The 25,109-nt window shown below is 64.2% G+C and carries 23 protein-coding genes; 20 read left to right on the top strand and 3 right to left on the bottom strand.

Translation table 11 applies throughout. The features are described 5' to 3' along the window. Window positions 1-2: 2 nt before the first annotated feature. The 13 genes from CAPP_RS06665 to CAPP_RS06605 all read left to right on the top strand — a co-directional run bounded on the left by CAPP_RS06665 (window position 3) and on the right by CAPP_RS06605 (window position 14,365). Window positions 3-1,139 carry a glycosyltransferase family 4 protein gene (locus CAPP_RS06665; protein ID WP_076599363.1) on the top strand — a complete coding sequence of 379 codons (1,137 nt, stop codon included), beginning with the start codon at window positions 3-5 and terminating at the stop codon, window positions 1,137-1,139. Further along, the gene (locus tag CAPP_RS06660) at window positions 1,136-1,513 is read left to right on the top strand and encodes a hypothetical protein (RefSeq protein ID WP_084560597.1); all 378 of its coding nucleotides are present in this window, start codon (window positions 1,136-1,138) and stop codon (window positions 1,511-1,513) included. Before CAPP_RS06665 ends, CAPP_RS06660 begins: the two co-directional genes overlap by 4 nt. 3 nt (window positions 1,514-1,516) lie before the next feature. Then, window positions 1,517-2,365: an acyl-CoA thioesterase gene (locus CAPP_RS06655; RefSeq protein ID WP_076599364.1), complete on the top strand. Its 849-nt coding sequence runs from the start codon at window positions 1,517-1,519 to the stop codon at window positions 2,363-2,365. Window positions 2,366-2,455: 90 nt separating this feature from the next. Then, window positions 2,456-3,211, top strand: a complete 756-nt coding sequence (locus CAPP_RS06650; protein WP_076599365.1) for a YebC/PmpR family DNA-binding transcriptional regulator — start codon at window positions 2,456-2,458, stop codon at window positions 3,209-3,211. A gap of 133 nt (window positions 3,212-3,344) precedes the next feature. Continuing rightward, on the top strand, window positions 3,345-3,875 hold the full coding sequence (gene ruvC, locus CAPP_RS06645) for a crossover junction endodeoxyribonuclease RuvC (RefSeq protein WP_076599366.1): 531 nt from the start codon (window positions 3,345-3,347) through the stop codon (window positions 3,873-3,875). Beyond that, window positions 3,875-4,495 carry a Holliday junction branch migration protein RuvA gene (gene ruvA, locus CAPP_RS06640; RefSeq protein WP_076599367.1) on the top strand — a complete coding sequence of 207 codons (621 nt, stop codon included), beginning with the start codon at window positions 3,875-3,877 and terminating at the stop codon, window positions 4,493-4,495. Before ruvC ends, ruvA begins: the two co-directional genes overlap by 1 nt. A 71-nt stretch (window positions 4,496-4,566) precedes the next feature. Then, complete coding sequence (ruvB, locus tag CAPP_RS06635) at window positions 4,567-5,643, top strand: Holliday junction branch migration DNA helicase RuvB (RefSeq protein ID WP_076599368.1); 1,077 nt, start codon at window positions 4,567-4,569, stop codon at window positions 5,641-5,643. A 39-nt stretch (window positions 5,644-5,682) separates the two neighbouring features. After that, on the top strand, window positions 5,683-6,048 hold the full coding sequence (yajC, locus tag CAPP_RS06630) for a preprotein translocase subunit YajC (RefSeq protein WP_076599369.1): 366 nt from the start codon (window positions 5,683-5,685) through the stop codon (window positions 6,046-6,048). Between the two features lie 269 nt (window positions 6,049-6,317). Next, a complete protein-coding gene (secD, locus tag CAPP_RS06625; protein WP_084560603.1) occupies window positions 6,318-8,384 on the top strand; it encodes a protein translocase subunit SecD in 2,067 nt (688 codons plus the stop codon). Between the two features lie 2 nt (window positions 8,385-8,386). Further along, window positions 8,387-9,658: a protein translocase subunit SecF gene (gene secF, locus CAPP_RS06620; RefSeq protein WP_076599371.1), complete on the top strand. Its 1,272-nt coding sequence runs from the start codon at window positions 8,387-8,389 to the stop codon at window positions 9,656-9,658. Between the two features lie 26 nt (window positions 9,659-9,684). Continuing rightward, a complete protein-coding gene (locus CAPP_RS06615) occupies window positions 9,685-11,481 on the top strand; it encodes an ABC transporter substrate-binding protein (protein ID WP_234958870.1) in 1,797 nt (598 codons plus the stop codon). 3 nt (window positions 11,482-11,484) lie between these two features. After that, window positions 11,485-12,063 carry an adenine phosphoribosyltransferase gene (locus CAPP_RS06610; protein ID WP_076599373.1) on the top strand — a complete coding sequence of 193 codons (579 nt, stop codon included), beginning with the start codon at window positions 11,485-11,487 and terminating at the stop codon, window positions 12,061-12,063. A 28-nt stretch (window positions 12,064-12,091) separates the two neighbouring features. After that, complete coding sequence (locus CAPP_RS06605) at window positions 12,092-14,365, top strand: RelA/SpoT family protein (RefSeq protein WP_076599374.1); 2,274 nt, start codon at window positions 12,092-12,094, stop codon at window positions 14,363-14,365. 198 nt (window positions 14,366-14,563) lie between these two features. Here the strand turns inward: CAPP_RS06605 and CAPP_RS06600 are convergent, their stop codons facing one another. Then, window positions 14,564-14,887 carry a hypothetical protein gene (locus CAPP_RS06600; RefSeq protein WP_076599375.1) on the bottom strand — a complete coding sequence of 108 codons (324 nt, stop codon included), beginning with the start codon at window positions 14,885-14,887 and terminating at the stop codon, window positions 14,564-14,566. Between the two features lie 374 nt (window positions 14,888-15,261). Beyond that, window positions 15,262-16,152: a peptidylprolyl isomerase gene (locus CAPP_RS06595; protein ID WP_076599376.1), complete on the bottom strand. Its 891-nt coding sequence runs from the start codon at window positions 16,150-16,152 to the stop codon at window positions 15,262-15,264. 111 nt (window positions 16,153-16,263) lie between these two features. Here CAPP_RS06595 and tpx point away from each other — a divergent pair, with 111 nt between their 5' ends. From tpx to hisS, 3 genes are read left to right on the top strand one after another with little or no spacing between them, the layout of a single operon-like run. Beyond that, window positions 16,264-16,764: a thiol peroxidase gene (gene tpx, locus CAPP_RS06590; RefSeq protein ID WP_076599436.1), complete on the top strand. Its 501-nt coding sequence runs from the start codon at window positions 16,264-16,266 to the stop codon at window positions 16,762-16,764. 44 nt (window positions 16,765-16,808) lie between these two features. Further along, a complete protein-coding gene (locus CAPP_RS06585; RefSeq protein ID WP_200803281.1) occupies window positions 16,809-17,459 on the top strand; it encodes an MBL fold metallo-hydrolase in 651 nt (216 codons plus the stop codon). Between the two features lie 11 nt (window positions 17,460-17,470). Then, on the top strand, window positions 17,471-18,781 hold the full coding sequence (gene hisS / locus CAPP_RS06580) for a histidine--tRNA ligase (protein ID WP_076599377.1): 1,311 nt from the start codon (window positions 17,471-17,473) through the stop codon (window positions 18,779-18,781). A gap of 9 nt (window positions 18,782-18,790) precedes the next feature. On the opposite strand, the gene CAPP_RS06575 is transcribed toward hisS, so the two are convergent. After that, entirely contained in the window at window positions 18,791-20,218 is a 1,428-nt protein-coding gene (locus CAPP_RS06575) for an L-serine ammonia-lyase (RefSeq protein WP_076599378.1), read from the bottom strand. Between the two features lie 165 nt (window positions 20,219-20,383). On the opposite strand from CAPP_RS06575, the gene CAPP_RS06570 reads away from it, so the two are divergent. Genes CAPP_RS06570 through CAPP_RS06555 form a run of 4 tightly spaced genes read left to right on the top strand, consistent with a single transcriptional unit; the run spans window position 20,384 to window position 25,106 of the window. Next, window positions 20,384-21,502, top strand: coding sequence for an ABC transporter ATP-binding protein (locus tag CAPP_RS06570; RefSeq protein WP_076599438.1), 1,119 nt, complete (start codon window positions 20,384-20,386; stop codon window positions 21,500-21,502). A 34-nt stretch (window positions 21,503-21,536) separates the two neighbouring features. Then, window positions 21,537-22,874, top strand: a complete 1,338-nt coding sequence (locus CAPP_RS06565) for a DUF4032 domain-containing protein (protein WP_076599379.1) — start codon at window positions 21,537-21,539, stop codon at window positions 22,872-22,874. Window positions 22,875-22,885: 11 nt separating this feature from the next. After that, window positions 22,886-24,229 (top strand): ABC transporter substrate-binding protein, encoded by a 1,344-nt coding sequence (locus CAPP_RS06560; protein ID WP_076599380.1) that lies wholly within the window; start codon window positions 22,886-22,888, stop codon window positions 24,227-24,229. Between the two features lie 31 nt (window positions 24,230-24,260). Continuing rightward, a complete protein-coding gene (locus CAPP_RS06555) occupies window positions 24,261-25,106 on the top strand; it encodes a carbohydrate ABC transporter permease (protein ID WP_076599381.1) in 846 nt (281 codons plus the stop codon). Window positions 25,107-25,109: the final 3 nt, after the last annotated feature.

The raw sequence follows: 25,109 nt of genomic DNA, 5'->3' as shown, positions 1-25,109 counted from the left end.
TCGTGCGCGTCGGCATGGTGTGCCCGTATTCCTTCGACCACCCTGGCGGTGTGCAAGCGCACATCCTCGACCTCGCCCGGATTCTCACTGAACGCGGGCATGCGGTGCGCGTGCTCGGGCCGGGGACGCCGGCTGGCGCGGCCTATGATCTGCCGGACTATGTCGAACTCGGCGGGCGGACGATTCCATTGCGTTACAACGGTTCCGTTGCACGCATCTCCTTCGGGCCCGCAACCTTCCTGAACACACGGAGTTTTCTTCGCGACGGCTCATTAGATGTCGTCCACATTCATGAGCCGAACGCACCGAGCTACTCCCTTGCGGCACTTCTGCTCGCCGACGCGCCGGTGGTGGCCACCTACCACGCATCCGCGACGTCGTCGCGTGCGTTACAGCTGGTCAAGCCGGTATTGCGTCCGGCTCTGGAGAAGATCCACGCCGGCATCTCCGTCAGCGAGATGTCTCGCCGCTGGCAGGTGGAGCAGCTCGGCGGGGACCCGCTGCTCATCCCGAACGGCGTCGAGACCGGCATATACCGTGCGGCGCGTGAGGCGTGGGGGACGGGAAGACAGTCACCGATAAGCGGTGGCCGTGACCCGCGTGTGCACATCGTGTTTCTGGGGCGCTACGACGAGCCGCGCAAAGGCCTTCCGATTCTGTTCGAGGCGCTCACGGTCATGGATGAATCGCCGCGCCTGACCGTGATCGGCGGCGGCGCAGGGCTGCCGGCTCGTGCGCCAGAAAACGTCGACTTTGTCGGGCGGGTCAGCGAAGAAGAAAAAGCGCGGCTGCTCGCGTCGGCCGATATCTACGTCGCGCCGAATACGGGCGGGGAGTCTTTCGGCATCGTTCTAGTTGAGGCTATGGCCGCAGGCTGCGCTGTCGTGGCCAGCGATATCGAGGCGTTCGCCGACGTGTGCGGAGCCGACGACGAGGTGCCTGCGGGCGCCCTGTTCCCGGTGGGGGACGCGAATGCACTGGCGCTGACGCTGCAGAGGCTGATTCGCGACCCGGTGGCCCGGGTCGAGCTCGCGGCTGCTGGTGCGCGGCGCGCGAAAATGTACGACTGGGAGGTCGTCGCCGACCGTGTGGAAGCAGTCTACGACGCGGCCGCCGGCGGGGAAGCGGTGGCGCGGTGAGCGGATTCTCTGCACTGTTAACGGTGCTGCTCCTTGTCGTTCTCTCTGTCGCCGTGTGGGCGATTCTCACTGCGCGGCGACTGGACCGGTTGCATATCCGGCTCGACCGCGCGCGTGCGTCGCTCGAGGCGGCGGTCGAGCACCGCGATTCCGTCGCGCAGATCGCCGCGCACACCCGCGACGATGGCGCTGCGCGAAAAGCGCTCGCTGTTGCGGAGGACCGCGTCGAACTCTCGCTGCGTCTCTACAACGGTGCGGTGGCCGCGACTCGCGCTGTGCGCCTGAAACCGGGCGTGCGCGCACTGCGTCTCGCCGGTACTGCGCCCATGCCGGAATTTCACGGCCGTGAGGCGGGCGCACCGTTTAAGCTGTGACACATGCCATTCGACATTCCCAGCATTGACGATATTTTGAACCTGGAGCAGCTGGACGACCATATCTTCCGCGGCACCAGCGTCTACTCCGGTTTGCAGCGCACCTACGGCGGCCAGGTCGCCGCGCAGGCGCTGTCCGCGGCGACGAAGACCGTGGAGGACGGCAAGCTCGTCCACTCCCTGCACAGCTACTTCATCCGCCCGGGACAGGCGGACCGCGACATCGTGTTCGTGGTCAACCGCGTGCGCGACGGCCGCAGCTTCGCCACCCGCATTGTCGACGCCGTCCAGGGCGGGGAGACGATCTTCTCGCTCGAAGCCAGCTTCCACATCACCGACGACAAGGGCATCGAGCACTCCGACGAGATGCGTCCCGTGCCTGAGCCAGAAAGCGTCGTCCCGCTCGAGGAGACCGACGGGCCGCTGAAATTCTTCTCCATGTGGGCGAAGGACTGGGATGTGCGCGTCGTGCCCGACGACGAATTCGAGCACAACCCGTACACGCCCAGCCAGCAGGTCGTGTGGTTCAAGTCCAAGCGCCAGCTTCCCGACGACCAGACCTTCCACATCTGCACCCTCGCGTACATGTCGGACCTGACGCTGCTGCACTCAGCCCTCGTTCCGCACCGCGACCATAAGGTGCAGATGGCTTCGCTTGACCACGCCATGTGGTTCATGCGCCCGTTCCGCGCCGACGAGTGGATGCTCTACGACCAGGTCTCACCGTCCGCGCACGGCGCACGCGCCCTGACCCAGGGCCGCATTTTCGACCGCCAGGGCAATCTCGTCGCCATGACCGTGCAGGAAGGTCTCACTCGCACACTTAATGAAGGTGGCGTCGCCTTTTCCTAAGGAATGCAGCGCCCGCCCCTGATAACCGCTTCCGGGGGTGGGCGTATAGTGGACAGCCGACACTTCAGCCGGAGAAAGGGGAGATGGCGCATGGCAGGCCACTCGAAATGGGCTACAACTAAGCACAAGAAAGCCGCTAACGACGCGAAGCGCTCCAAACTGTGGGCGAAGATGATCAAGGACATCGAGGTCGCGGCACGCACCGGCGGCGGTGACCCAGCGGGCAACCCCACCCTCGACGACATGATGAAGAAGGCCATGAAGGCCTCCGTCCCGAAGGACAACATCGAGCGCGCACGCAAGCGCGGCTCCGGCGAGGAAGCCGGCGGCTCCGACTGGGAAGACATCACCTACGAGGGGTACGGCCCGAATGGTGTGGCCATGCTCATTCAGTGCCTGACCGATAACCGCAACCGCGCCGCCACCGACGTGCGCACCGCGATGACCAAGAACGGCGGCAACCTCGGCGAGTCCGGTTCCGTCGCGTACATGTTCAGCCGCAAGGGCGTGAACACCGTGGTCAAGGGAGACCTGACCGAAGACGATGTTTTGATGGCCGTGCTCGAGGCGGGCGCCGAGGAAGTCAACGACCTGGGCGAGCACTTCGAGGTCGTCTCCGAGGCCACCGACCTGTACGCCGTGCGCGACGCGCTGCGCGAAGCCGACATCGAGGTCGAAGACACCGAGCAGGACTTCCGCTCCTCCGTCGAGGTCGACCTCGATCTCGACGGCGCGAAGAAGCTCGAGAAGCTTATCGACGCACTCGAGGACGCTGACGACGTGCAGAACGTCTACACCAACATGACGCTTTCTGACGAGGTCGCTGAGGCACTCGCCAACGAGTAGGCGGGAACTGGCGCTTCTTCTGAACGGACCTGGCTGCGGCCGGGTCCGTTTTCGTGTTGCTGCGTTGGTGGCGGGCGGTGTCGTGGCCGTGTGGTAGAACAAATGTGTGACTACGACGGAAGGCCTGCGCGTGATGGGGATCGACCCGGGGTTGACCCGGTGCGGTTTGTCGGTGTTGCAGACGGGCAAGGGCAGGCAGGTGATTCCCATCGCTGTCGGCGTGGTGCGCACGCCGTCCGACGCGGAGTTGGCGGAGCGCCTGCTGCGTCTGTCCAACGCAGTCAACGAATGGCTGGACGATTACAAACCCGACGTTGTGGCGATGGAGCGTATTTTCGAACGCAGCAACGTTTCCACCGTCATGCATACCGCCCATGCCGTCGGGGTGATGGTGCTTGCCGCCGCTGAGCGCGGCATCCCCGTGTACATGTACACGCCGTCCGAGGTGAAGAAAGCGATCTCGGGCAACGGCCGGGCCGACAAGAAACAAATGACGGTCATGATCACCCGCATTCTGGGCCTCGGCGCGCCGCCGAAGCCGGCTGACGCGGCGGATGCTCTGGCGATCGCGGTGTGCCACTGCTGGCGTGCGCCGTTGCTGGCCCGCACGAAGGCGGCTGAGGTGTTGACAGGGAACACGACTGGGAAAGGGAGTTGGAAGTAGTGATTGATTCGCTCAACGGTGAGGTCATCTCCATCGGGTTGGACCACGGGGTGATTGAGTGCGGCGGTGTCGGTTACCGCTTCCTAGCCACTCCGCCGACTCTAGGTCGCCTGACCCGCGGGGAGAACGCCCGCGTCCTGACCACGATGGTGGTCAAGGAAGACGCCATGACCCTCTACGGTTTCAGTGACGACGATGCCCGCGAGATGTTCCACCGACTCACTACCGTGACCGGTCTTGGCCCGAAGCTGGCGCTGGCGGCGCTGTCCGTGTTCGAGCCCGCCGAGCTGGCCGGCCACATCACGGCGGGGAACTCGAAGACGATTCAGTCGATTCCCGGAGTGGGAAAGAAGATGGCCGACCGTTTAGTGCTCGAGCTCAAAGACAAGCTCGCCGGTGTCTACGGCACCCAGCCTGGAGCGTCGGCGGCGAAATCTGCTCCCTCCCAGTCGCAGGGCGCGTCGCTGGCTACCGAGCAGGTCGTCGAAGCGCTCGTCGGGCTGGGCTTTCCGGAGAAGGGCGCCCGCACCGCGGTGGACGCTGTCATCGACGAGTCGGCTGAGCCGATGGAGTCCTCGGCGTTGCTGCGCAATGCGCTCAACCGGTTGGGTAAGAAATAGGCAGCCGATTTCTGTAGGAATGCACACAGGACAGGCGGGACCGAGGGTGAAGAAAAGGAAGGGCGCAGCACATGTCTGATGTGGAGAAGACAGAGTTCGAGCTACCGGCCGACCTTGCCCGGCAGATGGACTCGCCGGTGGACGCGAACGAGCACACCGGGGAGCAGGACTTCGAGAAATCGCTGCGCCCGAAATCGATCGACGAATTCATCGGGCAGCCGAAGGTGCGCGAGCAGCTCGGCCTGGTACTCACCGGCGCGAAGAAACGCAATGTCACGCCGGACCATATTCTTCTGTCCGGCCCTCCCGGACTGGGCAAGACCACGATGGCGATGATTGTGGCGCAGGAGCTCGGGTCGTCGTTACGCATGACCTCGGGTCCCGCGCTCGAGCGTGCCGGCGATCTGGCGGCGATGCTATCGAACCTGATGGAGGGCGATGTGCTCTTCATCGACGAGATCCACCGCATTGCGCGCCCGGCCGAGGAAATGCTGTACATGGCGATGGAGGATTTCCGCATCGACGTGATCGTGGGCAAGGGGCCGGGCGCGACCTCGATCCCCCTGGAGATCCCGCCGTTCACGCTCGTCGGCGCCACCACGCGCGCGGGCATGCTGACGGGCCCGTTGCGCGACCGTTTCGGTTTCACCGCGCAGATGGAGTTCTACGACGTCGAGGACCTCACCGACGTGATCACCCGCGCCGCGTCGATTCTCGGCGTGGAGATCGAGCACAATGCCGCCGTTGAGATCGGCTCCCGCTCGCGGGGCACACCGCGTATTGCCAACCGTCTTCTGCGCCGGGTGCGAGACTGGGCGGAAGTCAACGGCGACGGCACTGTGACGGTGGAAGCTGCTCAGCAGGCCCTCGACGTGTTCGATGTCGACGAGCTCGGCCTCGACCGCCTCGACCGCGCCGTGCTGGACACCTTGATCCGCAGCCACGGCGGCGGCCCCGTCGGTGTGTCCACCTTGGCCATCGCAGTGGGGGAGGAACCCTCCACGGTGGAGGAAGTCTGTGAACCGTACCTGGTGCGCGCAGGGCTGATGGCCCGCACCGGCCGCGGCCGCGTGGCCACCGCCGCCGCGTGGCACCACCTCGGCATGACCCCGCCGCCGGAGGCCCCGGGGCAGCTGCACCTGTACTAGCTGACAGTCGCCGGGATTGGTGTGCCACAATGGTTCACCATGGAATACCTACTTATTCTCCTCATCTTCGTACTGTTCGCGCTGCCCGGCATTCTGCTGTCGCGCTCGAACCGGAAGCGGGTGGAGAAAGCCCGCGCCGTCCAGTCCGCAGCGAAAGCCGGCGACCGGATCATCACGGTCTCCGGTTTCCACGGCACGATTGTCTCCGCAGGCGAGACCACTGTCGAGCTCGAGCTCGCACCTGGCACCGTGGTGACCATGGAGCGCGAAGGTGTCTACAAGGTCATCGAGAACGACGAGGTTGACGCAGGCGCTACTGGCGTCGTCGATGAGTCTGGGGCAACGGGTCCGGCAGGCAGCACGGTGCGCGACACAGGCGCTGATCCGGTGGACGGCGAGCGGTAGAGGTACCGCGAAGCTGAACGCGTTGGCTCGGCGTGCGACGAGAAAAGGCACGCCGGGCTTAATCATTTCCGCGTCCATGACGTACGATCACTGTCTGGACCTTTTCCCGGCCCGGGAATTAGTGCCCCAGAAATGCGGGTGCGCCGGGGCCGGGAAAGAGACGACAGAAGCACAACCACCTTGCACGGGTAGCCGCAGCCGTCGCCGCACAGCTGCGGGGAAAGTAGCCGCCTGAGGTGGAAAAGCAGGTTAACGAGGAGAGCACGTACGTGACTTCGAAAGCGTCAGGCAGGCGGTCAGCCCGCGAGGGAGGATCGAAGCGAGCATGGCCCAAGCGGGCCATTGCGCTATTCGCACTCATTTTGGTGGCCACCTACGCCCTCATCTTCTTGACGGGCGACCGTGAGGCGTCGCCGAAACTGGGCATCGATCTCCGCGGCGGCACCCGCGTCACGCTCGTCCCGCAAGGGGAGGAGCCCACGAAGGAGCAGCTGGACCAGGCGCGCACGATTCTTGAGAACCGCGTCAATGGCATGGGCGTGTCCGATGCCTCCGTCGTCGTCGACGGCAACACGCTCGTTATCACGGTCTCCGGCGAGGATTCTGCCGACGTGCGCAATATCGGCCAGACCTCCCAGCTGATGTTCCGCCCGGTCGCACAGCCTGACCAGCAGGCCGATGTGGTCAACTTCCCGAAGATCATGGAAGACATGGCCAACCGCTGGGTCGAATACCGCGTGATCAGCAAGGAAGAAGCGCAGTCGACGATGCAGCAGTTCGCCGACACCTTCAACCAGCAGGTCGAGGCAATGAACCAGGCTCAGGAGGAGCAGGGGGACCAGGGCCAGACCAACTTGAACCTCGAGCCCATCGAGGCGCCGCAGATCACGGCCGACCCGAAGCCGGAGCCGGAGAACTCGCTTGAAGCAGCGGACCTCCGCCAGGAAGCGACGGCGATGCTGCGCGAGGACCGCCAGTCCGACGACTGGACGAAGCTGCAGGCGGCGTCCTGGCTGATGAAGTGCACCCCGGCCGACCCGGAGAAGCCGGCGCCGGTCGACCCGCTGGCGGGCACCGACGACCCCAAGCGTCCGCTCGTGGCCTGCGACGCGAACCAGGGCCAGCCGCTGCTGCTTGATCCGGTTCCGCTGCTCCAGGGAGTGGAAGACGAGGACGGGCCGCGCCTGACCGGTTCCCAGATCGACACCGAGCGTCCGATCACCGGCGGATTCAACCCCGAGACCGGCCAGATGGAGATCAACTTCGCCTTCAAGCAGGACGGCGAGCACAACGGTTCCTCCACCTGGGCGGCCCTGACCGCGGAGATGATGCAGCAGCAGATCGCGATCACCCTGGACTCCCAGGTGATCTCGGCTCCGCAGATCCAGTCGCCGACCCCGGTTGGCTCGGCCACCTCGATCACAGGCCAGTTCAGCCAGGAAGAAGCGGAGAACCTCGCGAATAACCTGCGCTACGGCGCACTCCCGCTGTCGTTCGCCGGCGAGAACGGCGAACCGGGCGGCACCGCGCTGACGGTCCCGCCGTCACTCGGTATCGCCTCGCTCAAGGCCGGCCTCATCGCGGGCCTGGTCGGCTTGGCGCTCGTGGCAATCTTCGTGTTCGTCTACTACCGCCTATACGGCCTGATCTCGCTGTTCACCCTGGCCACCGCCGGCCTCCTCGTCTACGGCGCTCTGGTGCTGCTGGGCCGCTGGATCGGCTACACCCTCGACCTGTCGGGTGTGGCCGGTCTGATCATCGGTATCGGTACCACCGCCGACTCCTTCGTCGTCCTCTATGAACGCATCAAGGACGAAGTGCGCCGCGGCAGAACATTCCGCTCGGCGGCGCTCAACGGCTGGGACCGCGCCAAGGAAACGATCATTACAGGCAACATGGTCACCCTTATCGGCGCAGTGATCATCTACTTCCTCGCTGTCGGCGAGGTCAAGGGCTTCGCCTTCACCATGGGTCTGACGACGATCTTCGACATCCTAGTCACCTTCCTTGTCACCGCGCCGCTGATGATCCTGGCTTCGCGCAGCAAGTTCTGGGCCAAGCCGTCCGTCAATGGCATGGCGAAGGCCTTCGAGGCGGGCCGCGGCAAGACCGTCACCGCACGCCGTTCCAAGCGTGGCGCGACCACCGCAGCTGACGTCACGGGTGCCGACGCTGATGACGCAAAGAAGGACAGGGAATCAGCGGCAGCCGTCAGCACCACGTCGGCGACTACCGCAGGATCCACTGTCGTGACCACTGACACTGACAATGCTTCCGATTCCGACACCGACACCGACACCGCCACGTCCACGGCACGCAGCAAAGAGGAGAAATAGACATGACGACCTCACTGAACGCCGCCACTGACTCGTCGGCAAGCAAAGGTTCCGGCAACGGCAGCGCCGCCGCGGATCGTGAGACCGCGTCTCAGACCACGGGCATTGAGCGCCTCTACGAGGGCAAGGGCGCGATCGACTTCATCGGCCGCTCCAAGCTCTGGTACATCCTCGCCGTGGCCCTGGTGGTGATCTCCGCCGCGGCGATGCTGCTGCGCGGCTTCAACCTCGGCATCGATTTCGAGGGCGGGACGAAGATGTCCATGCCCGCCGGCGACCTCGTCGCAGAGCAGGTCGAGGAGACCTTCGTCGACGCTACGGGCGTCACCCCGGAGCTGACGCAGATCGTGGGCGCGGGAGATTCCCGCACGCTGGAGATCAACTCCGAGCATCTGTCGCAGGAACAGATCGACAGCGCGCGCGAAGCGATCTACAACGAGTACGAGCCGGTCGACGCATCGGGCGAGCCGTCGCCGGACGCGATCGGCGACTCGACGGTTTCCGAGTCCTGGGGATCGACGATCACGAACCGCATGCTGCTCTCCATGGTGCTCTTCCTCGTCGCAGCCGCGGTGTATGTTGCCATCCGCCTGCAGCGCAACATGGCGATCGCCGCCATGGTCGCTCTGCTTTTCGACGGCATCGTCATCATGGGCATTTACTCCCTGTTCGGCCTCGAGGTCACCCCTGCGATGATCATCGGTCTGCTGACCGTGCTCACGTTCTCGCTCTACGACACCGTCATCGTCTTCGACAAGGTGAAAGAGAACACCGAAGGCGTTCTTGACTCGCGCCGCTCGACCTTCGCCGAGGAGACCAACCTGGCAGTCAACGAGACGCTCATGCGCTCGATCTCGACGTCGGTGATTTCCGCGCTGCCGATCATCGCGCTGATGATCGTCGCCGTGTGGCTGCTCGGCGTCGGCACCCTCCAGGACCTCGCGCTCATCCAGCTCATCGGCGTTGTCGAAGGCGTCATCTCGTCGCTGCTCCTCGCCAGTACGTTGCTGGTCACGCTGACCAATGCGCAGAGCAAATACAAGGAGCACAACAAGAAGGTCGCCGAATTCCGCGCGGGCAAGGATAAGGGCGCGCTTATCGACGGCGCCCCTGCCTCCGCCGATGCCTCCCTCGACGATCCGGAAGCAGGTGAGTCCGCTTCTTCGAAGCGCACCGTGGCTTCCCCGCGGACTTCGTCCCGTCTCGACGCGGAGGCCCACGCGACGGAGCCTGCGCGCCAGTCCGCCGCGACCTGGCGCCCGAACCAGAACTAGTAGACAGCCGCTGAAAGGAGAGCACCGTGACGACCTCCCGGAACATAATGGCGAGCAACCGGCCGCGCGGGAAGCATGCCGCGCGCCTCGCCGCGGTGCTGACCGCTGCCGCCACTTTCATGGCGGGGTGCTCCGACTCAGCGCCCGAGCCGAAAGACCAGTCTGCTCTGGACTACTTCGGCTACCAGTTGCCCGTCCCGCTGATCACCACGAACGCAGCGACGAAGATCGGCGATTCCCTCAAGATGCAGCGCCTGTCCGGCCGCATCTTCCCGGGCGCGTTCATTCCTGGCCCGTCCGGCCAGCGCATCCCCAACACGGATTTGGTGTCCACCCAGGTGCTGCCGGGCCCGCAGCGCCAGGTCGTCTACACGCTGTCGGACCAGGCGGAGTTCTCCGATGGTGTCCCCGTCACATGCGACGACTACGCCTTGGCCTTCGCCGCAGGCTCCAACCCCGATGTCTTCTCTTCCCACATGCCGCAAATGGAGCAGGTGGAACGCGTCGACTGCACTCCAGGGTCCAAGAAGTTCACCGTCGTGTTCCAGCCGGGCAAGGGCGGACGCTGGCGCGAGCTCTTCAGCGCCGGAACGGTGCTTCCAGCGCATGCGATCGCCAAACGCCTCGGTATGGAGACCGCCGATTTCACGAACCGACTCCAGTCCGGCGACCCGGAGCTTCTCGGGCGCACGTCGGAGGTGTGGCGGTTCGGTTTCGCCCTGAACAAATTCGACCCTGAACTGCAGGTGTCGTTCGGCCCGTACAAGATCGAGTCCGTCGGCGAGGAAGGCGAAGTCGTTCTCGCCGCCAACGAGAAGTACTACGGCGACGCCCCCGAGGTGCCCAAGGTCGTCGTGTGGCCCTCGACCAAGGACTCCGCCGAGCTCCAGGAAGCCGGCGCACTCATGGTCGGTGATCTGGCCGCCCCTAACCCGGAGTGGTATCAGGCTCCGCCGGAGCCCGACCAGGGTGCGAACGCCGACGATGTCCGCACCGGCAAGGACGGCCAGGACGCTGAAGCATCTGAAGCGAGCGACGCAGGGGAGAGCCCGGCCTCTGATAGCGCCGACCCCGATTCCCGCGAGAGCCACCAGGAGCTCCAGACAGTCATTGGCGAGATGACTGACACGCTCATTTTCGCCGGGGCAGGTCCGTGGGCGTACCACGATAACCGCCAGGCTCTTTCCAAGTGCATCGATATTCGGGCGGTGGCGGAGGCGTCGTCACGCGAAGCTGGCATTGAGCTCCCGCCGTCTCCCGTGCACGTCCTCACTCAGAATGACCCGATGTCGAGCCGTCTCGGCGACATCGCCAACCCGCACCTCGACGTCGATATCGAAGGTGCCCGTGTGGCCTCCGGCCTTGAACTGCATGTGGGCTACAACTCGCCGAATAAGCGCATGGCCGCCATGGTCGAAGCGATGAAGAAGTCCTGCGAACCCGCTGGCATCACCGTCACCGACGTGACGGCGAACGGCAAGACCCGCGGCGATCTGCTGACGGAGGAACCCGGGTGGAATGCTGAAGGCGCGCTCGACCGCGGCGGGAAGATCGATGCCTTCCTCGGCGCAGTCGACCCGTTGATGGAATACGAATCTGCCACCTCGCGCTCGGAGGAGCTCCAGAGCCTCCGCGCCGAGGAAAAGCGCCTGTGGGACGAGGTTCCGTCCATCCCGCTGTCCGCGCAGCCGCGCACCTTCATCGTGGACAACAGCATCAAGAATGTGGTGGTCTACACTGGCCCTGTCGGGATCGGCTGGAACATGGACCGCTGGCACGTTCCCGGTTTGGAACCCACACCGGAACAGAAAGACGACAAGTAGACCATGACCTCCCCTGAGACCTCTGTTCAACCCACCTACCGCACGGCCCGCGAGGCGCTGGCCGAGAAGATGCGCTACGTCCAGGACTTCCCGGAAGAAGGCGTTCTCTTCGAGGACCTCACCCCGGTGCTCGCCGACGGTGCGGCGCTGAAGGTCGTCATCGCCGAGATGGCGGCGGCCTCGAAGAACCTGGGCGCCGACATGATCGGCGGCCTCGACGCCCGCGGCTTCCTGCTCGGCTCCGCCGTCGCCTACGAGATGGGCCTGGGCATTCTGGCCATCCGCAAGAAAGGGAAGCTGCCCCCGCCGGTGATCAGCCAGGAATACTCCCTCGAGTACGGCACCGCCGCGCTCGAAGTTCCCGCGGAGGGAATGAACATTGAAGGCAAGAGCATTGTGCTTGTCGACGATGTCCTCGCTACCGGCGGCACCCTCGCCGCCGCCCGCGAGCTGATCGAGCGTGCCGGCGGTACCGTCGCCGGTTGCGTCGTTGTTCTGGAGGTTTCCGGCCTCGGCGGCCGGGAGCGCCTGGACGGCCTACCGCTGGTTGTTCTTAATCAAAGCGAAGGCGACGCAGCATAGAACCGACCTCGTGGAATAAGGTGGGCGCATGACGTCCCAAGACAGACCGCAGCGGCGAACGGGTTCGTCGATGCGCAGTGTGTCGGCGAGGCTCGCACGGTCGCTCACCGGTGGGCGGCCGAAGACGAACCCCGTGATCGAGCCGCTGTACTCGATCCACCGCAAATACCATCCGAAGGCGAAGGTCGAAGACATTTCTCGCGCCTACGAAACCGCGGAGCGCCTTCATGAAGGCGTGCAGCGCAAGTCCGGCGACCCGTACATCACCCATCCGTTGGCGGTGTCGACGATCTGCGCCGAGATCGGCATGGACACTACGACGATCATGGCGGCGCTGCTGCACGACACCGTCGAGGACACGGACTACTCGCTCGACGACCTCACGAACGATTTCGGCCCTGAAGTCGCCCGGCTTGTCGACGGTGTGACCAAGCTCGACAAGGTCGCACTCGGCGCCGCAGCCGAAGCGGAGACGATCCGCAAGATGATCGTCGCCATGTCGCAGGACCCGCGCGTGCTGGTGATCAAGGTCGCCGACCGCCTGCACAACATGCGCACGATGCGCTTCCTGCCGCCGGAAAAGCAGCAGAAGAAGGCCCGCGAGACCCTTGAGGTCATCGCTCCGCTCGCGCACCGTCTCGGCATGGCCTCGGTGAAGTGGGAGCTCGAAGACCTCGCGTTCGCGATCCTGTACCCGAAGAAATACGAGGAGATCGTCCGCCTTGTCGCCGAGCGGGCCCCGTCGCGCGACCGCGCGCTGAAGGAAGTCACCGGCGAGATTCAGGCTGAGCTGAAGCAGAACGGCATCAAGGCCGAGGTGATGGGCCGGCCGAAGCACTACTGGTCGATTTACCAGAAGATGGTGGTGCGCGGCCGCGATTTCAACGAGATCTTCGACCTCGTGGGCATCCGCGTCTTGGTGGACAACGTCAGCGACTGCTACGCCGCCATCGGCGTGGCCCACTCGCTCTATTCCGCGATGCCGGGCCGTTTCAAGGACTACATCTCCAACCCGCGCTTCGGCGTCTACCAGTCCCTTCACACCACTGTGATGACGGATTCCGGCCGCCCGCTGGAAATCCAGGTGCGCACGCACGAAATGCACTACAACGCCGAGTTCGGCGTTGCCGCGCACTGGCGCTACAAGGAGACGAAGGGCAACCACAAGGGCGACCAGGCGGAGCTGGACCAGATGACGTGGATGCGTCAGTTGCTGGACTGGCAGAAGGAAGCCGCGGACCCGAACGAGTTCCTCGACTCCCTGCGCTACGACCTCACCTCGGCGCAGATTTTCTGCTTCACCCCGAAGGGCGATGTGATCAACCTGCCGACGGATTCCACCCCGGTCGATTTCGCCTATGCCGTGCACACCGAGGTCGGCCACCGCTGCATCGGCGCGAAGGTCAACGGCAAGCTCGTCGCGCTCGAGTCCACCCTGAAGTCGGGCGACCGCGTGGAGGTGTTCACGTCTAAGGACGCTAACGCGGGCCCGTCCCGCGACTGGCAGGAATTCGTCGTCTCTCCGCGCGCCCGGACCAAGATCCGCCAGTGGTTCGCCAAGGAGCGCCGCGAGGAGCACTTGGAGGCCGGCCGCGACGCGCTCGCCGCCGAAGTTCAGCGCGGCGGCCTGCCGTTGCACCGTCTCTTCACCGCCGACTCCATGAACAAGGTGGCCACTCAGCTCCACTACGACGGCGTCGACGCGCTCTACACCGCGATCGGCTCAGGCCAGACTTCCGCGAAGCATGTCGTGAGTCTGCTCGTGGAGATGTTCGGCGACGAAGACGACGCCGTCGACGCGCTCGCCGCCCGCGCACCCATCGCGGAACTCAAGACACCAACGCGTATCGACGGCCCCGGTGTCCTCGTCGAAGGATCCCCCGACGTCATGGCCAAGTTGGCCCGCTGCTGCCAGCCTGTGCCCGGCGACGAGATCTTCGGCTTTGTCACCCGCGGTGGGGGAGTCTCCGTGCACCGTGTGGATTGCACCAACGCCGAGAAACTCAAAAAGGAATCCGCCCGCCTCATTCACGTCGAGTGGGACAGTGGCTCCCGACAGGGCGCGTCCCTGGCGACCATGCAGCTCGAGGCGCTGGACAAGCAGGGCCTGCTCGCCGAGCTCACCCGGGTCCTCAACGATCAGAAGCTGCCCGTCATCGCCTTCAACCACCACTGCGACGACGACCACATCGCCACCGTCCGGTTCACCTTCCAGGTCTCCGACACCAAGCAGTTGGGCACGCTGATGAACCAGGTGCGCAATATAGAGGGCGTCTTCGACGTTTACCGCGTCACCGCCTAAGCTTCACCCTCGCCCGCAACGCACGGTGGATCTAGATTGCATTTTCCGGCCGACTTTCTTCTGTTTTCTCAGGTCGCGCATTCGGAAATTCAATCTAGATCCAGACCTCGAAAGTACGGCTATCTCCTGAGAAGCGCGAAAACCGCCGCGACGCAGTGTCGCGGCGGTTGGAGCTGAGCTAAGAGCTCGAAGTCAGACTTAGAACTTCGGGAAGTTGAAGTTCTTCTGAGCGAAGGTGAGAACATTGCCAATGAGGCTGAGAACAGCGGTGAAGACAGCGATCCAAGCGGTGATCTGCTTCGGATCCAGGTTGCCTTTGTCGTCGGAGGAGTTCTCCACGAGCTTCTCGCCGAAGGTCTTCTCCTCGTCCTTCGGCTTGTCGCCGTCGTTGTTCTCCTTGGCGGTGACGGTGCCGTCATCTGCACCGGTGTTCTCAGCAGCGAAAGCCGGAGCAGCGACGACACCGGAGATGGAAACGGTAGCTGCGGTGGCGGCAGCGAGGATGCTCTTGCGGATCTTCATGAATGTCCCTTTCAGAAAGAAGCTCTCAATGACGTGGAACACTTTACAGCCGGGCTTTAGGCCCTGCAAGGGCAATGACGAGCAATTATCCAGGTAGGGGGACTGGCGCTCAGGCTATCTTAAGTGTTTGTGGTCAAAGGATGTGAACTGCGGGTCTAGTGGGACGGTGTCGGAGGGCACACTCCCACACGCGGGAGGTCAAAGCTTTGTGCAGATGCACAGTTGAAGTGGGAAATATGGAAGGGGAGGAAGGCGCGAGCGTCGATAAGCTGTATGCGCGCTGGCCGTGACTGCGGAAACATTAAGCTCGGACAATGAGAAACCGCCCAGTGTGATAGAGCTCACGCTGGGCGGGGGTTAGGGAGTGGGGGAAGCTACGCGACCGAAGCGCTGTTGATCTTCACTTCCTCCTTGGGGGCGCCGTCGCCGGGGCGGGCCATCATGGCCTCTTCCTCGGTCTCCGGCTCGGCAATGCCTGCCTCGGCGATCTTGTCGAGGGTGGCCAGGCCTTCCTCGTTGATCGTGCCGAAGTAGGTGTACGCCGGGGGCAGCGGAGAATCGCCGTAGTTCAGGAAGAACTGTGAGCCGTTGGTGTTCTCGCCCGAGTTCGCCATCGCGATGGTGCCGCGCTCGTAGAGGACGTTCTGGTTCTCGCTCTCTGCCGGGTCGTCAGCCGGGTACTCGTCCGCGAACTGGAAGCCCGGGCCTCCGCTGCCGGTGCCGCTCGGATCGCCGCACTGCAGAACGTGGAGGCCCTCAGTGGTCAGGCGGTGGCACACGGTGTCGTTGTAGTACTCCTGCTCGACCAGGTACTCGATCGCGTTCACCGTGCACGGCGAGACGGAGCGGTCCAGAGTCAGGCCGATGGGGCCGGCGGAGGTGTCCAGGTTGACGTCGACGGTGCCCTCCGTCGATACGCCCTCTGCTTCGGGCAGGCCCTTGTAAAACTCGCTCTGGCCGTCTTCGGTGTAGGTGCAGGTGACAGTCGGGTCGAGCGGTTCGGAGCGCTCCTTCTTCAGCGCGACCGGCTCCATCTCTTCCTGCTGATCCTGGTCCTGCTGCTCGTCGGCCTGGTCCTCGGCGACGACGTCCTCGTCCGAGCCCCATGTGGCTGCCAAGTAGATGCCGCCGCCGACGAGCGCGATGACCAGCAGAGCCAGGGCCGCGATCGACCAGGGCTTGTTCTTCTCTTTGCGGTCGCGGGCCTTGAGCTCGCGGTCGAGTTCCTTCAGCGCATCTTTGCCGCGCTGCGCGTTATTGCTCACGGACTTCGGCCTCCATCGGTAGGTGTCGGTGATGTCAGATGGGTAAATACAGTATCAGTACTAACGCTTGCGCCAGTGCGTGCGGCTTGGCCTTTATTTATGCTGGGCGCCATGGCTGATATCTCTTTCCGCAATGAACCCACCACCACCTCCGGCGAACTGCCCGCAGTGGGCGAGAAGCTTCCGTCCTTCGAGCTCGTCGGCGGCGACATGGACTCCGTCACCGACGCTGATTTCGACGGCAAGCGCATCGTGCTGAATATCTTTCCGTCCGTGGACACCGGCGTGTGCGCTCAGTCCGTGCGCCGCTTCAATGAGCTCGCCGCCGGCCTTGACAACACTGTCGTCCTGTGCGTGTCCAAGGACCTGCCTTTCGCCCAGCAGCGCTTCTGCGGCGCCGAGGGCATCGAGAACGTCGTCAGCGCCTCCGCATTCCGCTCCACCTTCGGCGAGGATTATGGCGTCATTATGGAAGGCTCGCCAATCAAGGGACTGCTAGCCCGCTCTGTCGTGGTCGCCGACGCGGGCCACAACATCATCCACACACAGCTTGTCGACGATATCGCGAACGAGCCCGACTACGACGCCGCCGTGGACTCGCTGTCGAAATAAGAGATCCGGCGGCGGATCCGCCTGCTGCGTCTAGACTGGCGGCCATGCAGATCGCAGGATTCACCGCAGGACCGTTCGGCACCAACACGTACGTCGTCACCGCCTCGGGGGAGAACCCCGAGGCTTTCGTCGTCGATCCGGGCAAGGATTCCCGCGACCAGGTGCAGAAGCTTATCGACGATGCCGGTGCCCGCCTCGCCGCCGTCGTTCTGACCCACGGCCACATCGACCACACCCGCGATTGCGCCGAGTTCGGCGTGCCGGTCTACATCCACCCCGACGACGAGGTGATGCTCGATCCGAAGTGGGGTGCGCCCGGTGACTTCGGCCGCATTTTCGAGGTCGACTCGATGAAGCAGCCGGACGAGCTGCGCCACCTGAAAGCGAGGGAGACCATGACCTTTGCTGGCATGGATTTCCGCGTCGTCCATGCGCCTGGACATTCGCCGGGCTCGTCCCTGCTCATCGCTGCTGATGAAGATGTCGTTTTCGCCGGGGACGTGCTCTTCGCTGGTTCTATCGGCCGCACCGACCTGCCGTTGGGTGATCCGGCTGCCATGGACCGCACCCTCGCCGGCCCCGTCTGGGAGCTCGACGACGCGCTTACCGTCCTGCCCGGCCACGGCCCCGCCACCACGGTGGCCCAAGAGCGCGCGGCAAACCCGTATCTCAGCGCCGCTGGCCGTTCGCGCTAAGATCGACCGGCGTGAGCGATACCCAGCAGAAATCCGAGAAGTTCCAGCCCCTGTCCGCGCCGAAGGGGGTGCCGGACTATGTGCCCCCGGCGTCCGCGACCTTCCACGCGGTGCGTTCGGAGTTCGTGAACCAGGCGCATCTGGCCGGGTACCAGCACATTGAGCTGCCGATCTTCGAAGACACCACGCTCTTCGCGCGCGGTGTCGGCGAGTCCACCGATGTGGTCTCGAAGGAGATGTACACCTTCGCCGACCGCGGCGACCGCTCTGTCACCCTGCGCCCGGAGGGCACAGCGGGTGTCATGCGTTCGGTGATCGAGCACAATCTCGACCGCGGCCAGCTGCCGGTCAAGCTCAATTACTACGGCCCGTTCTTTCGCTACGAACGCCCGCAGGCCGGCCGTTACCGCCAGCTGCAGCAGGTCGGTGTCGAAGCGATCGGTGTCGACGATCCGCTTCTCGACGTCGAGGTCATCGCCCTAGCCGACCGTTGCTACCGCTCCATCGGCCTGACCGGGTTCCGTCTCGAGCTGACCAGCCTCGGCGACCGCAACTGTCGCCCGGCGTACCGCCAGAAGCTGCAGGACTTCCTCCTAGACCTGCCGCTGGACGAGGAGACCCGCCACCGCGCCCAGATCAACCCGCTGCGCGTGCTCGACGACAAGCGCCCGGAGGTCCAGGAGATGACCGCCGACGCGCCGCTCATGCTCGACCACCTCGATGCCGAGTGCCACGAGCACTTCGAGACCGTCACCGGCGCTCTCGACGACCTCGGCATCGACTACGTCATCAACCCCCGCATGGTCCGCGGCCTGGACTATTACACCAAGACGTGCTTCGAATTCGTCCACGACGGCCTCGGCGCCCAGTCCGGCATCGGCGGCGGCGGACGCTACGACGGCCTCATGGCCCAGATCGGCGGCCAAGACCTCTCCGGCATCGGCTTCGGCCTCGGCGTCGACCGCGCGGTCCTCGCCCTCGAAGCTGAAGGTGTCACGCTCGACGGCGTCGACCAGCGCGTCCAGGTCTACGGCGTCGGAATCGGCCCCGAAGCGACCAAGAAGATGGCAAAGCTTATCGACGAACTCCGCCGCAACGGTATCTCCGCCGACATGGCCTACGGCGGCCGCGGCCTCAAGGGCGCCATGAAGGGCGCCGACCGCTCGGGCGCCCACACCGCCCTCGTCCTCGGCGACCGCGAGCTCGAATCCGGTGAGATCACCATAAAGAACCTGGAGAACCAGTCCCAGAAGACCGCCGCCCTCGACGCCGGCGCGATCATCGACGCGATCTTCATCCCGGAGGATGAACCGGCCGAGTAGCGAGCCCGGCTAGCACTCGGTGATATTCACCGGGAAGCCGAGCTGGACGGCGAGCCCTCCGACGGAGGTCTCCTTGTACTTAGTCATCATGTCGCGGCCGGTGGCGGCCATGGTCTCGACGGCGTCGTCGAGGGAGACGATATTCGTGCCGTCGCCCCATTTGGCCAGTCGTGCGGCGTTGATGGCTTTGACGGCGCCGATGGCGTTGCGCTCGATGCAGGGGACCTGGACCAGGCCGCCGACGGGGTCGCAGGTGAGACCGAGATTGTGCTCGAGGGCGATCTCGGCGGCGTTTTCCACCTGGGCAGGTGTTCCGCCGAGGATGGCGCACATGCCGGCGGCGGCCATGGCGGAGGCGGAGCCGACTTCGCCCTGGCAGCCAACCTCGGCACCCGAGATGGAGGCGTTGGTCTTGATGATCGCGCCAACCGCGCCGGCGGTGAGCAGGAATTCGCGTGCGCGTTCCGGGGTGAAATCGGCGGTGAAGTCGCGGCAGTAGTGCATGACCGCCGGGATGATTCCGGCGGCGCCGTTGGTCGGGGCGGTGACGACCCGGCCGTGGGCGGCGTTCTCCTCGTTGACGGCGAGGGCGTAGAGGTTCACCCACTCCATCGCGTCGAGGCCCTCGGAGTTGTGGCGCTGCTGCTCACTGGTGAGCATGGCGTGCATGCGGGGAGCGCGGCGGCGGACATTGAGGCCGCCGGGCAGCGACCCGTCGGTGGTGATGCCGTTTTTCACGCATTCCTGCATGACGGACCAGACTTCGTCGAGGTGGGTGGTGTACTCGGTTTTACCGCGCAGAATTTCCTCGTTGTGGGCCATGACCTGGGCGATGCTCAGTCCGGTGCGTTCACAGACGGCCAACAGGTCGGCGGAGGAATCGTAGGAGTAAGTGCCGTCGCCCGGAGCATTTTCATCAGGCTCGGCGGCAGCGGCCGCGGCGGCGATGCCGGTGCTAGCGCCCTCTTCGTCGGCCTCGCTCATCTCGGCGCGGTCCATGATGAATCCGCCGCCGACAGAGTAGTACTCGGTGCGGCTGGCCAGGCGGGTGCCGTCGGCGTCCCAGGCATCGAAGATGAGGCAGTTCGGGTGCTCGGCGACGGGTTTCGGGTTGAAGGTGAGCTCGTAGGCGACGGTTCCGTCGGGGCCGGAGATCGTGCCGTGGGCGGGAATAGGGGTGCCGGGGACGGGCTCGACGGTCTGGTCTGTGGTCAAGGGAGTATAGCCGACCAGTCCGAGGAGTAAAGCGCGGTCCGTGCCGTGGCCGACGCCGGTCGCGGCGAGGGATCCGCGCAGCTCAACGTGAACTTCCGCGGGAAGCTGGCCGAGCTTCTCGACGAAGGTGGCGCTGGCTCTCATCGGCCCCACGGTATGTGATGACGACGGGCCGATGCCGATGCTGAACAGGTCAATGACGCTGACGCGGTGCGAACTCATGCACCCGAGGGTAAACGCGGGGGTAAGGGGGCACAAACCCCCTAACCGGGCAATCTTTTTGCCGGGCGCTTCCGGTGTTAGGGTCATTCTTAGGTTTGAACCAAAAGTCTAAGGTTCGAAAACAGAATGCCGGACGGTTCGCGCCTGCCAGAAGAGGAGATGCACATGGCCACAGTGACCTATGACAAGGCGACGAGGATTTATCCGAAAGCGGTTAAACCGAGCGTCGATAAGCTTGATCTTGAAATCGCGGACGGCGAGTTTCTCGTCCTCGTCGGGCCCTCTGGCTCCGGCAAATCGACCGCGCTGCGCATGCTCGCGGGCTTGGAAGAGACGAACGAGGGCCGCATCCTGATCGGCGACCGCGACGTCACGCACGAGTCCCCGAAAGACCGCGACATCGCGATGGTCTTCCAGAACTACGCGCTATACCCGCACATGACTGTGCGCGAGAACATGGGCTTCGCCCTGAAGATCGCGGGCATGGAGAAGGGCGACATCGACCGCCGCGTCGAAGAGGCAGCGAAGACACTCGACCTTACCGAGTACCTGGACCGCAAGCCGAAGGCTCTCTCCGGCGGCCAGCGCCAGCGTGTAGCCATGGGCCGCGCGATCGTGCGCGAGCCGCAGGTCTTCCTCATGGACGAGCCGCTGTCCAACCTGGACGCGAAGCTGCGTGTGCAAACCCGCACCCAGATCGCCAGCCTGCAGCGCCGCATGGGCGTGACCACGATCTACGTCACGCACGACCAGACCGAGGCGCTGACCATGGGCGACCGCATCGCCGTGCTCAACTTCGGCGTCCTGCAGCAGGTGGGCACCCCGCGCGAGCTCTACGAGCACCCGAACAACGTGTTTGTGGCTGGCTTCATCGGCTCCCCAGCGATGAACCTGTCCACCTTCAACGTCGAAGGCAATGTGGCGAAGCTCGGCGGCGCGTCGATTCCGCTTGCCGACGAGCACGTGCAGGCCCTCACCCCGGAAGACAACAACCAGGTCATCCTCGGCTTCCGCCCGGAGGCGCTCAACGTGGTGCCGGACAGCACCGAGCACACCGTTCCCATCGAGGTCGACTTCACGGAGGAGCTCGGCTCCGATTCCTACATCTACGGCCACCTCGTGGGCGGCGAGTGGCGCGAAGAGGGCACCGACGATTCCGTCGCGGGCAAGATCGTCGTGCGCGTGGCCCCGATGTCCGGCATCAAGGGCGGCGACATCATTCACGCCACCGTCAACGAGGGCGGGCTCCACGTGTTCTCCAAGGCCACCGGCGAGAGGATCTAAGCGCCGCCGTCGAGCGCTGCGAGGTGAGCAGACCATGTCCGAGAAGATGAGTGTCCAGTCGCCGGCTTACGCCGAAGTGCTGCTGAGCCTGCCGTGGGCGCTTCCCCTCGAGGACTGGCCGGACGAGCTGCTCGCGGCCTACCCGCGGGGCATTTCGCGCCACACGGTGCGGCTCATCTCCGCGGGCGGAATGGCGCTGGCGATCAAGGAGATCGGTGAATCTGTCGCGTACCACGAGTACCGCACACTCAAAAAGCTGCGCGACCTCGACGTGCCGTGCGTCAAGCCCGTCGCGGTGATCGCGCACCGCACCGATGACGCGCGCGATGAGGAGCTCGCCCCGTGCCTGGTCACGGAGCACCTCGAGTTCTCCCTGCCGTACCGCGACGTGTTCAGCCGCGCCCTCGGCCCCGAGACAGTCAACAAGCTGATCCGTGCGCTAGCCGTGCTGCTCGTGAGGCTCCACCTGCTGAACTTCTACTGGGGCGACGTGTCGCTGTCCAACACTCTCTTCCGCCGCGACGCCGACGAGTTTTCGGCGTACCTCGTCGACGCCGAAACGGGCGAGTTTCACGAGCCGCTGTCGAAAGGACGCAGGCTTTACGACGTCGAGGTCGCCCGCGTCAACATCATCGGCGAGCTCATGGACCTTCAAGCTGGCGGGCTTATCGACACCGACGTGGACGTCATCTCCCTCGGCAACGCCGTGGATGAGATCTACCACGAATTGTGGGGCCTCATGACCGAAGAGCTGGTCGTCGAGGGCGATGCGTTCGGACAGATCGCGGAGCACATCGAGAAGATCCAGGCTCTGGGCTTCGATATCGGTGAAACGGAGATCAGCCACGAAACCAGGCAGGCACGCGACGACGAGGGCAACCCGACTGGGAACAACGTCGACATCTACCGCGTGAGCATCGAACCGGCTGTCTTCTCCACCGGCTTCCACCGCCGCAAGCTCAAGCAGCTCACAGGTTTGGACGTCCAGGACCGGCAGGCGCAGCGTCTGCTGGGCGAGATGGAGGTCTACCGCGCTCTCCACTACGACGGCGAGATGTCGTCGGAAGATGTCGCCCTCGACTGGCTGGTGAACCGCTACGAGCCGGTCGTGGCGCTCACCCCGCCGGCGTTGCGCGCGAAGCTCGAGCCCGCGCAGGTCTTTCACGAGATTCTCGACCACCGCTGGTTCATCTCCGAGAACGAAGCCCGCTACGTGCGTCTCGACGAAGCCGCCGAATCGTATTTCCGCACCATCTTGCCCGACCGGCCCGACGAGGCGCGGATCTACACCGCTGACAGCCACGATATTTCCGAAACCGCCAACGGCTCTGAAAAACCCCTAGACCCCACTCACCCACACAACAACGATTGAGGTACACCCCAATGCAATCCACCACCCGTGCACTAGCGGCCGTCGCCGCGGTCGGGTTGAGCGCCACTTTGCTCACCGCGTGCGGGCAGAACAGCGGCCCGAGCGTGTACTACCTGAACTTCAAGCCGGAGCAGGCTGAAGCCTTCGAGAAGATCGGCGAGGAATACACCGCTGAGACCGGCGTTCCGGTCAAAGTGGTCACCGCCGCATCCGGCTCCTACATGCAGACGCTGAAGGCCGAGATGGCCAAGTCGAATGCTCCCACGCTGTTCCAGATCAACGGCCAGGAAGGCTACGGCATCTGGAAGGACTACCTGGCCGACATGACGGACTACGACGTCACCAAGGCTCTGCAGGAAGACGCCCAACCGATCACCAATGACCAGGACAGGGTCGTGGGCGTTCCGTTCGCTATGGAAGGCTTCGGCATTCTCTACAACGAAGAGATCTTGGAGAAATACTTCGCGCTGCCGGGCGCGAAGGCTGCCTCCACCGACGAGATCAATTCCTTCGACACGCTGAAAGCAGTCGCTGAGGACATGCAGGCCCGCAAGGACGAGCTCGGAATCCAGGGCGTGTTCGCCGCGACATCGCTCGGCGCCGGAGAAGAGTGGCGCTGGACCAATCACCTGATGAATGGCCCGCTCCACTACGAGATCGTCGACCGCGACATCCAGGACTTCTCCGACATGGCGGATCTGGAGTTCACCTACGGCGAGCAGTACCGGAACCTGTTCGACCTGTACCTGCAGAATTCGACGGTGAAGCCCAGCCTGGCCTCGGCACGCGCCGTGTCCGACTCCATGGCCGAATTCGCCACCGGAAAGGCCGCGATGGTCCAGAACGGCAACTGGGCCTGGGGCCAGATCTCCGGCGAAGGCGGCAACGTAGTCAAGGAAGACAAGATCAAGTTCATGCCCATGTACATGGGCCTGCCCAACGAGGAAAACGTGGGGCTCAACGTCGGAACCGAGAACTTCCTGGCCGTCAACAACAAAGCCAGCGAGGAAGACCAGGCGGCCACCCGCGACTTTTTGGACTGGCTGTTCCTGTCCGAGCGCGGCAAGGAACTCGTCGTCAACGAACTCGGCTTCATCGCCCCGTTCCAAAACTACGGCGCCGAAGATGTTCCGAACGACCCGCTGGCGCGGCAGGTGCACGAAGCTCTCACAAACCCGCAACAGGAAGCACTTCCGTGGGATTTCCAGTACAGCCCCAACCAGCAGTTCCGCGACCTCTACGGCCAGAACCTCGCCCAGTACGCCAACGGCAACATGGAGTGGAAGGACCTGGTGAACAGGCTCAAAGAAGACTGGAACTACGAGATGGCCAACCAGATCGCCTTGCTGGACTAGGCGGAGCAGGGAGTAACCGAGGGATCACATCATGCAACAGACACTGAAGAAATATTTCCCGATCTTCGTGCTGCCGACGCTCCTCGCATTCGGCATCGCGTTCTTCGTGCCGTTCATCGTCGGCACCGCGTTATCATTCACGGAATTCACCACCATCACCGACGCCACCTGGGTCGGCCTGGACAACTACGCCCGCGTGTTCAGCGAGCGCGAGGGGTTCGTCTCCGCGCTGCTGTTCACCATCCTCGTGGCAGTGGTGTCCATCATCACCGTCAACGTCATCGCTTTCGCGATCGCGTGGATCTTGACCCGCAAGCTGCGCGGCACCAACTTCTTCCGCACGGTCTTCTTCATGCCGAACCTGATCGGCGGCATCGTGCTGGGCTACACCTGGCAGTCGATGATCAACGCGGTGCTGGCCAACTACGAGACCACGATCTCCGCCGACTGGCGCTTCGGCTACGCCGGCTTGATCATGCTGATGAACTGGCAGCTGATCGGCTACATGATGATCATCTACATCGCCGGCCTGCAGAATGTTCCGCCGGAACTCATCGAGGCCGCACAGATCGACGGCGTGTCCAAGTGGCAGCAGCTTCGGCATGTGACCATCCCGCTGATGATGCCGTCGATCACCATCTGCCTGTTTTTGACGCTGTCGAACACGTTCAAGGTCTACGACCAGAACTTGGCGCTCACCGACGGCGCTCCCGGCGGCCAGACCGAAATGGTCGCCCTCAACATCGTCAAGACCATGTTCAACCGAGTGGGCGCCGAGGGCGTCGGCCAGGCGAAGGCAGTCATCTTCGTCGTCGTTGTCGTCGTCATCGCAATGTTCCAGCTGCGCGCCACGCGCAGCAGGGAAGTGGAGGCATAAACC

This window comes from Corynebacterium appendicis CIP 107643, assembly GCF_030408415.1.
GTDB lineage: Bacteria > Actinomycetota > Actinomycetes > Mycobacteriales > Mycobacteriaceae > Corynebacterium > Corynebacterium appendicis.
Note: the sequence above shows the minus strand (reverse complement) of the source record. Positions and strands in the feature narration are given on the sequence as shown.

What these genes read in the sequence shown, in the direction of transcription:
- CAPP_RS06605 (WP_076599374.1), top strand. Translation starts at nt 12,092, where the DNA reads ATGACGTCCCAAGACAGACCGCAGCGGCGAACGGGTTCGTCGATGCGC.
- CAPP_RS06570 (WP_076599438.1), top strand. Translation starts at nt 20,384, where the DNA reads ATGGCCACAGTGACCTATGACAAGGCGACGAGGATTTATCCGAAAGCG.
- ruvB (WP_076599368.1), top strand. Translation starts at nt 4,567, where the DNA reads ATGTCTGATGTGGAGAAGACAGAGTTCGAGCTACCGGCCGACCTTGCC.
- CAPP_RS06655 (WP_076599364.1), top strand. Translation starts at nt 1,517, where the DNA reads ATGCCATTCGACATTCCCAGCATTGACGATATTTTGAACCTGGAGCAG.
- yajC (WP_076599369.1), top strand. Translation starts at nt 5,683, where the DNA reads ATGGAATACCTACTTATTCTCCTCATCTTCGTACTGTTCGCGCTGCCC.
- CAPP_RS06585 (WP_200803281.1), top strand. Translation starts at nt 16,809, where the DNA reads ATGCAGATCGCAGGATTCACCGCAGGACCGTTCGGCACCAACACGTAC.
- secF (WP_076599371.1), top strand. Translation starts at nt 8,387, where the DNA reads ATGACGACCTCACTGAACGCCGCCACTGACTCGTCGGCAAGCAAAGGT.
- CAPP_RS06560 (WP_076599380.1), top strand. Translation starts at nt 22,886, where the DNA reads ATGCAATCCACCACCCGTGCACTAGCGGCCGTCGCCGCGGTCGGGTTG.
- tpx (WP_076599436.1), top strand. Translation starts at nt 16,264, where the DNA reads ATGGCTGATATCTCTTTCCGCAATGAACCCACCACCACCTCCGGCGAA.
- CAPP_RS06610 (WP_076599373.1), top strand. Translation starts at nt 11,485, where the DNA reads ATGACCTCCCCTGAGACCTCTGTTCAACCCACCTACCGCACGGCCCGC.
- CAPP_RS06600 (WP_076599375.1), bottom strand. Translation starts at nt 14,887, where the DNA reads ATGAAGATCCGCAAGAGCATCCTCGCTGCCGCCACCGCAGCTACCGTT.
- CAPP_RS06565 (WP_076599379.1), top strand. Translation starts at nt 21,537, where the DNA reads ATGTCCGAGAAGATGAGTGTCCAGTCGCCGGCTTACGCCGAAGTGCTG.
- CAPP_RS06650 (WP_076599365.1), top strand. Translation starts at nt 2,456, where the DNA reads ATGGCAGGCCACTCGAAATGGGCTACAACTAAGCACAAGAAAGCCGCT.
- CAPP_RS06575 (WP_076599378.1), bottom strand. Translation starts at nt 20,218, where the DNA reads ATGAGTTCGCACCGCGTCAGCGTCATTGACCTGTTCAGCATCGGCATC.
- CAPP_RS06555 (WP_076599381.1), top strand. Translation starts at nt 24,261, where the DNA reads ATGCAACAGACACTGAAGAAATATTTCCCGATCTTCGTGCTGCCGACG.
- ruvC (WP_076599366.1), top strand. Translation starts at nt 3,345, where the DNA reads ATGGGGATCGACCCGGGGTTGACCCGGTGCGGTTTGTCGGTGTTGCAG.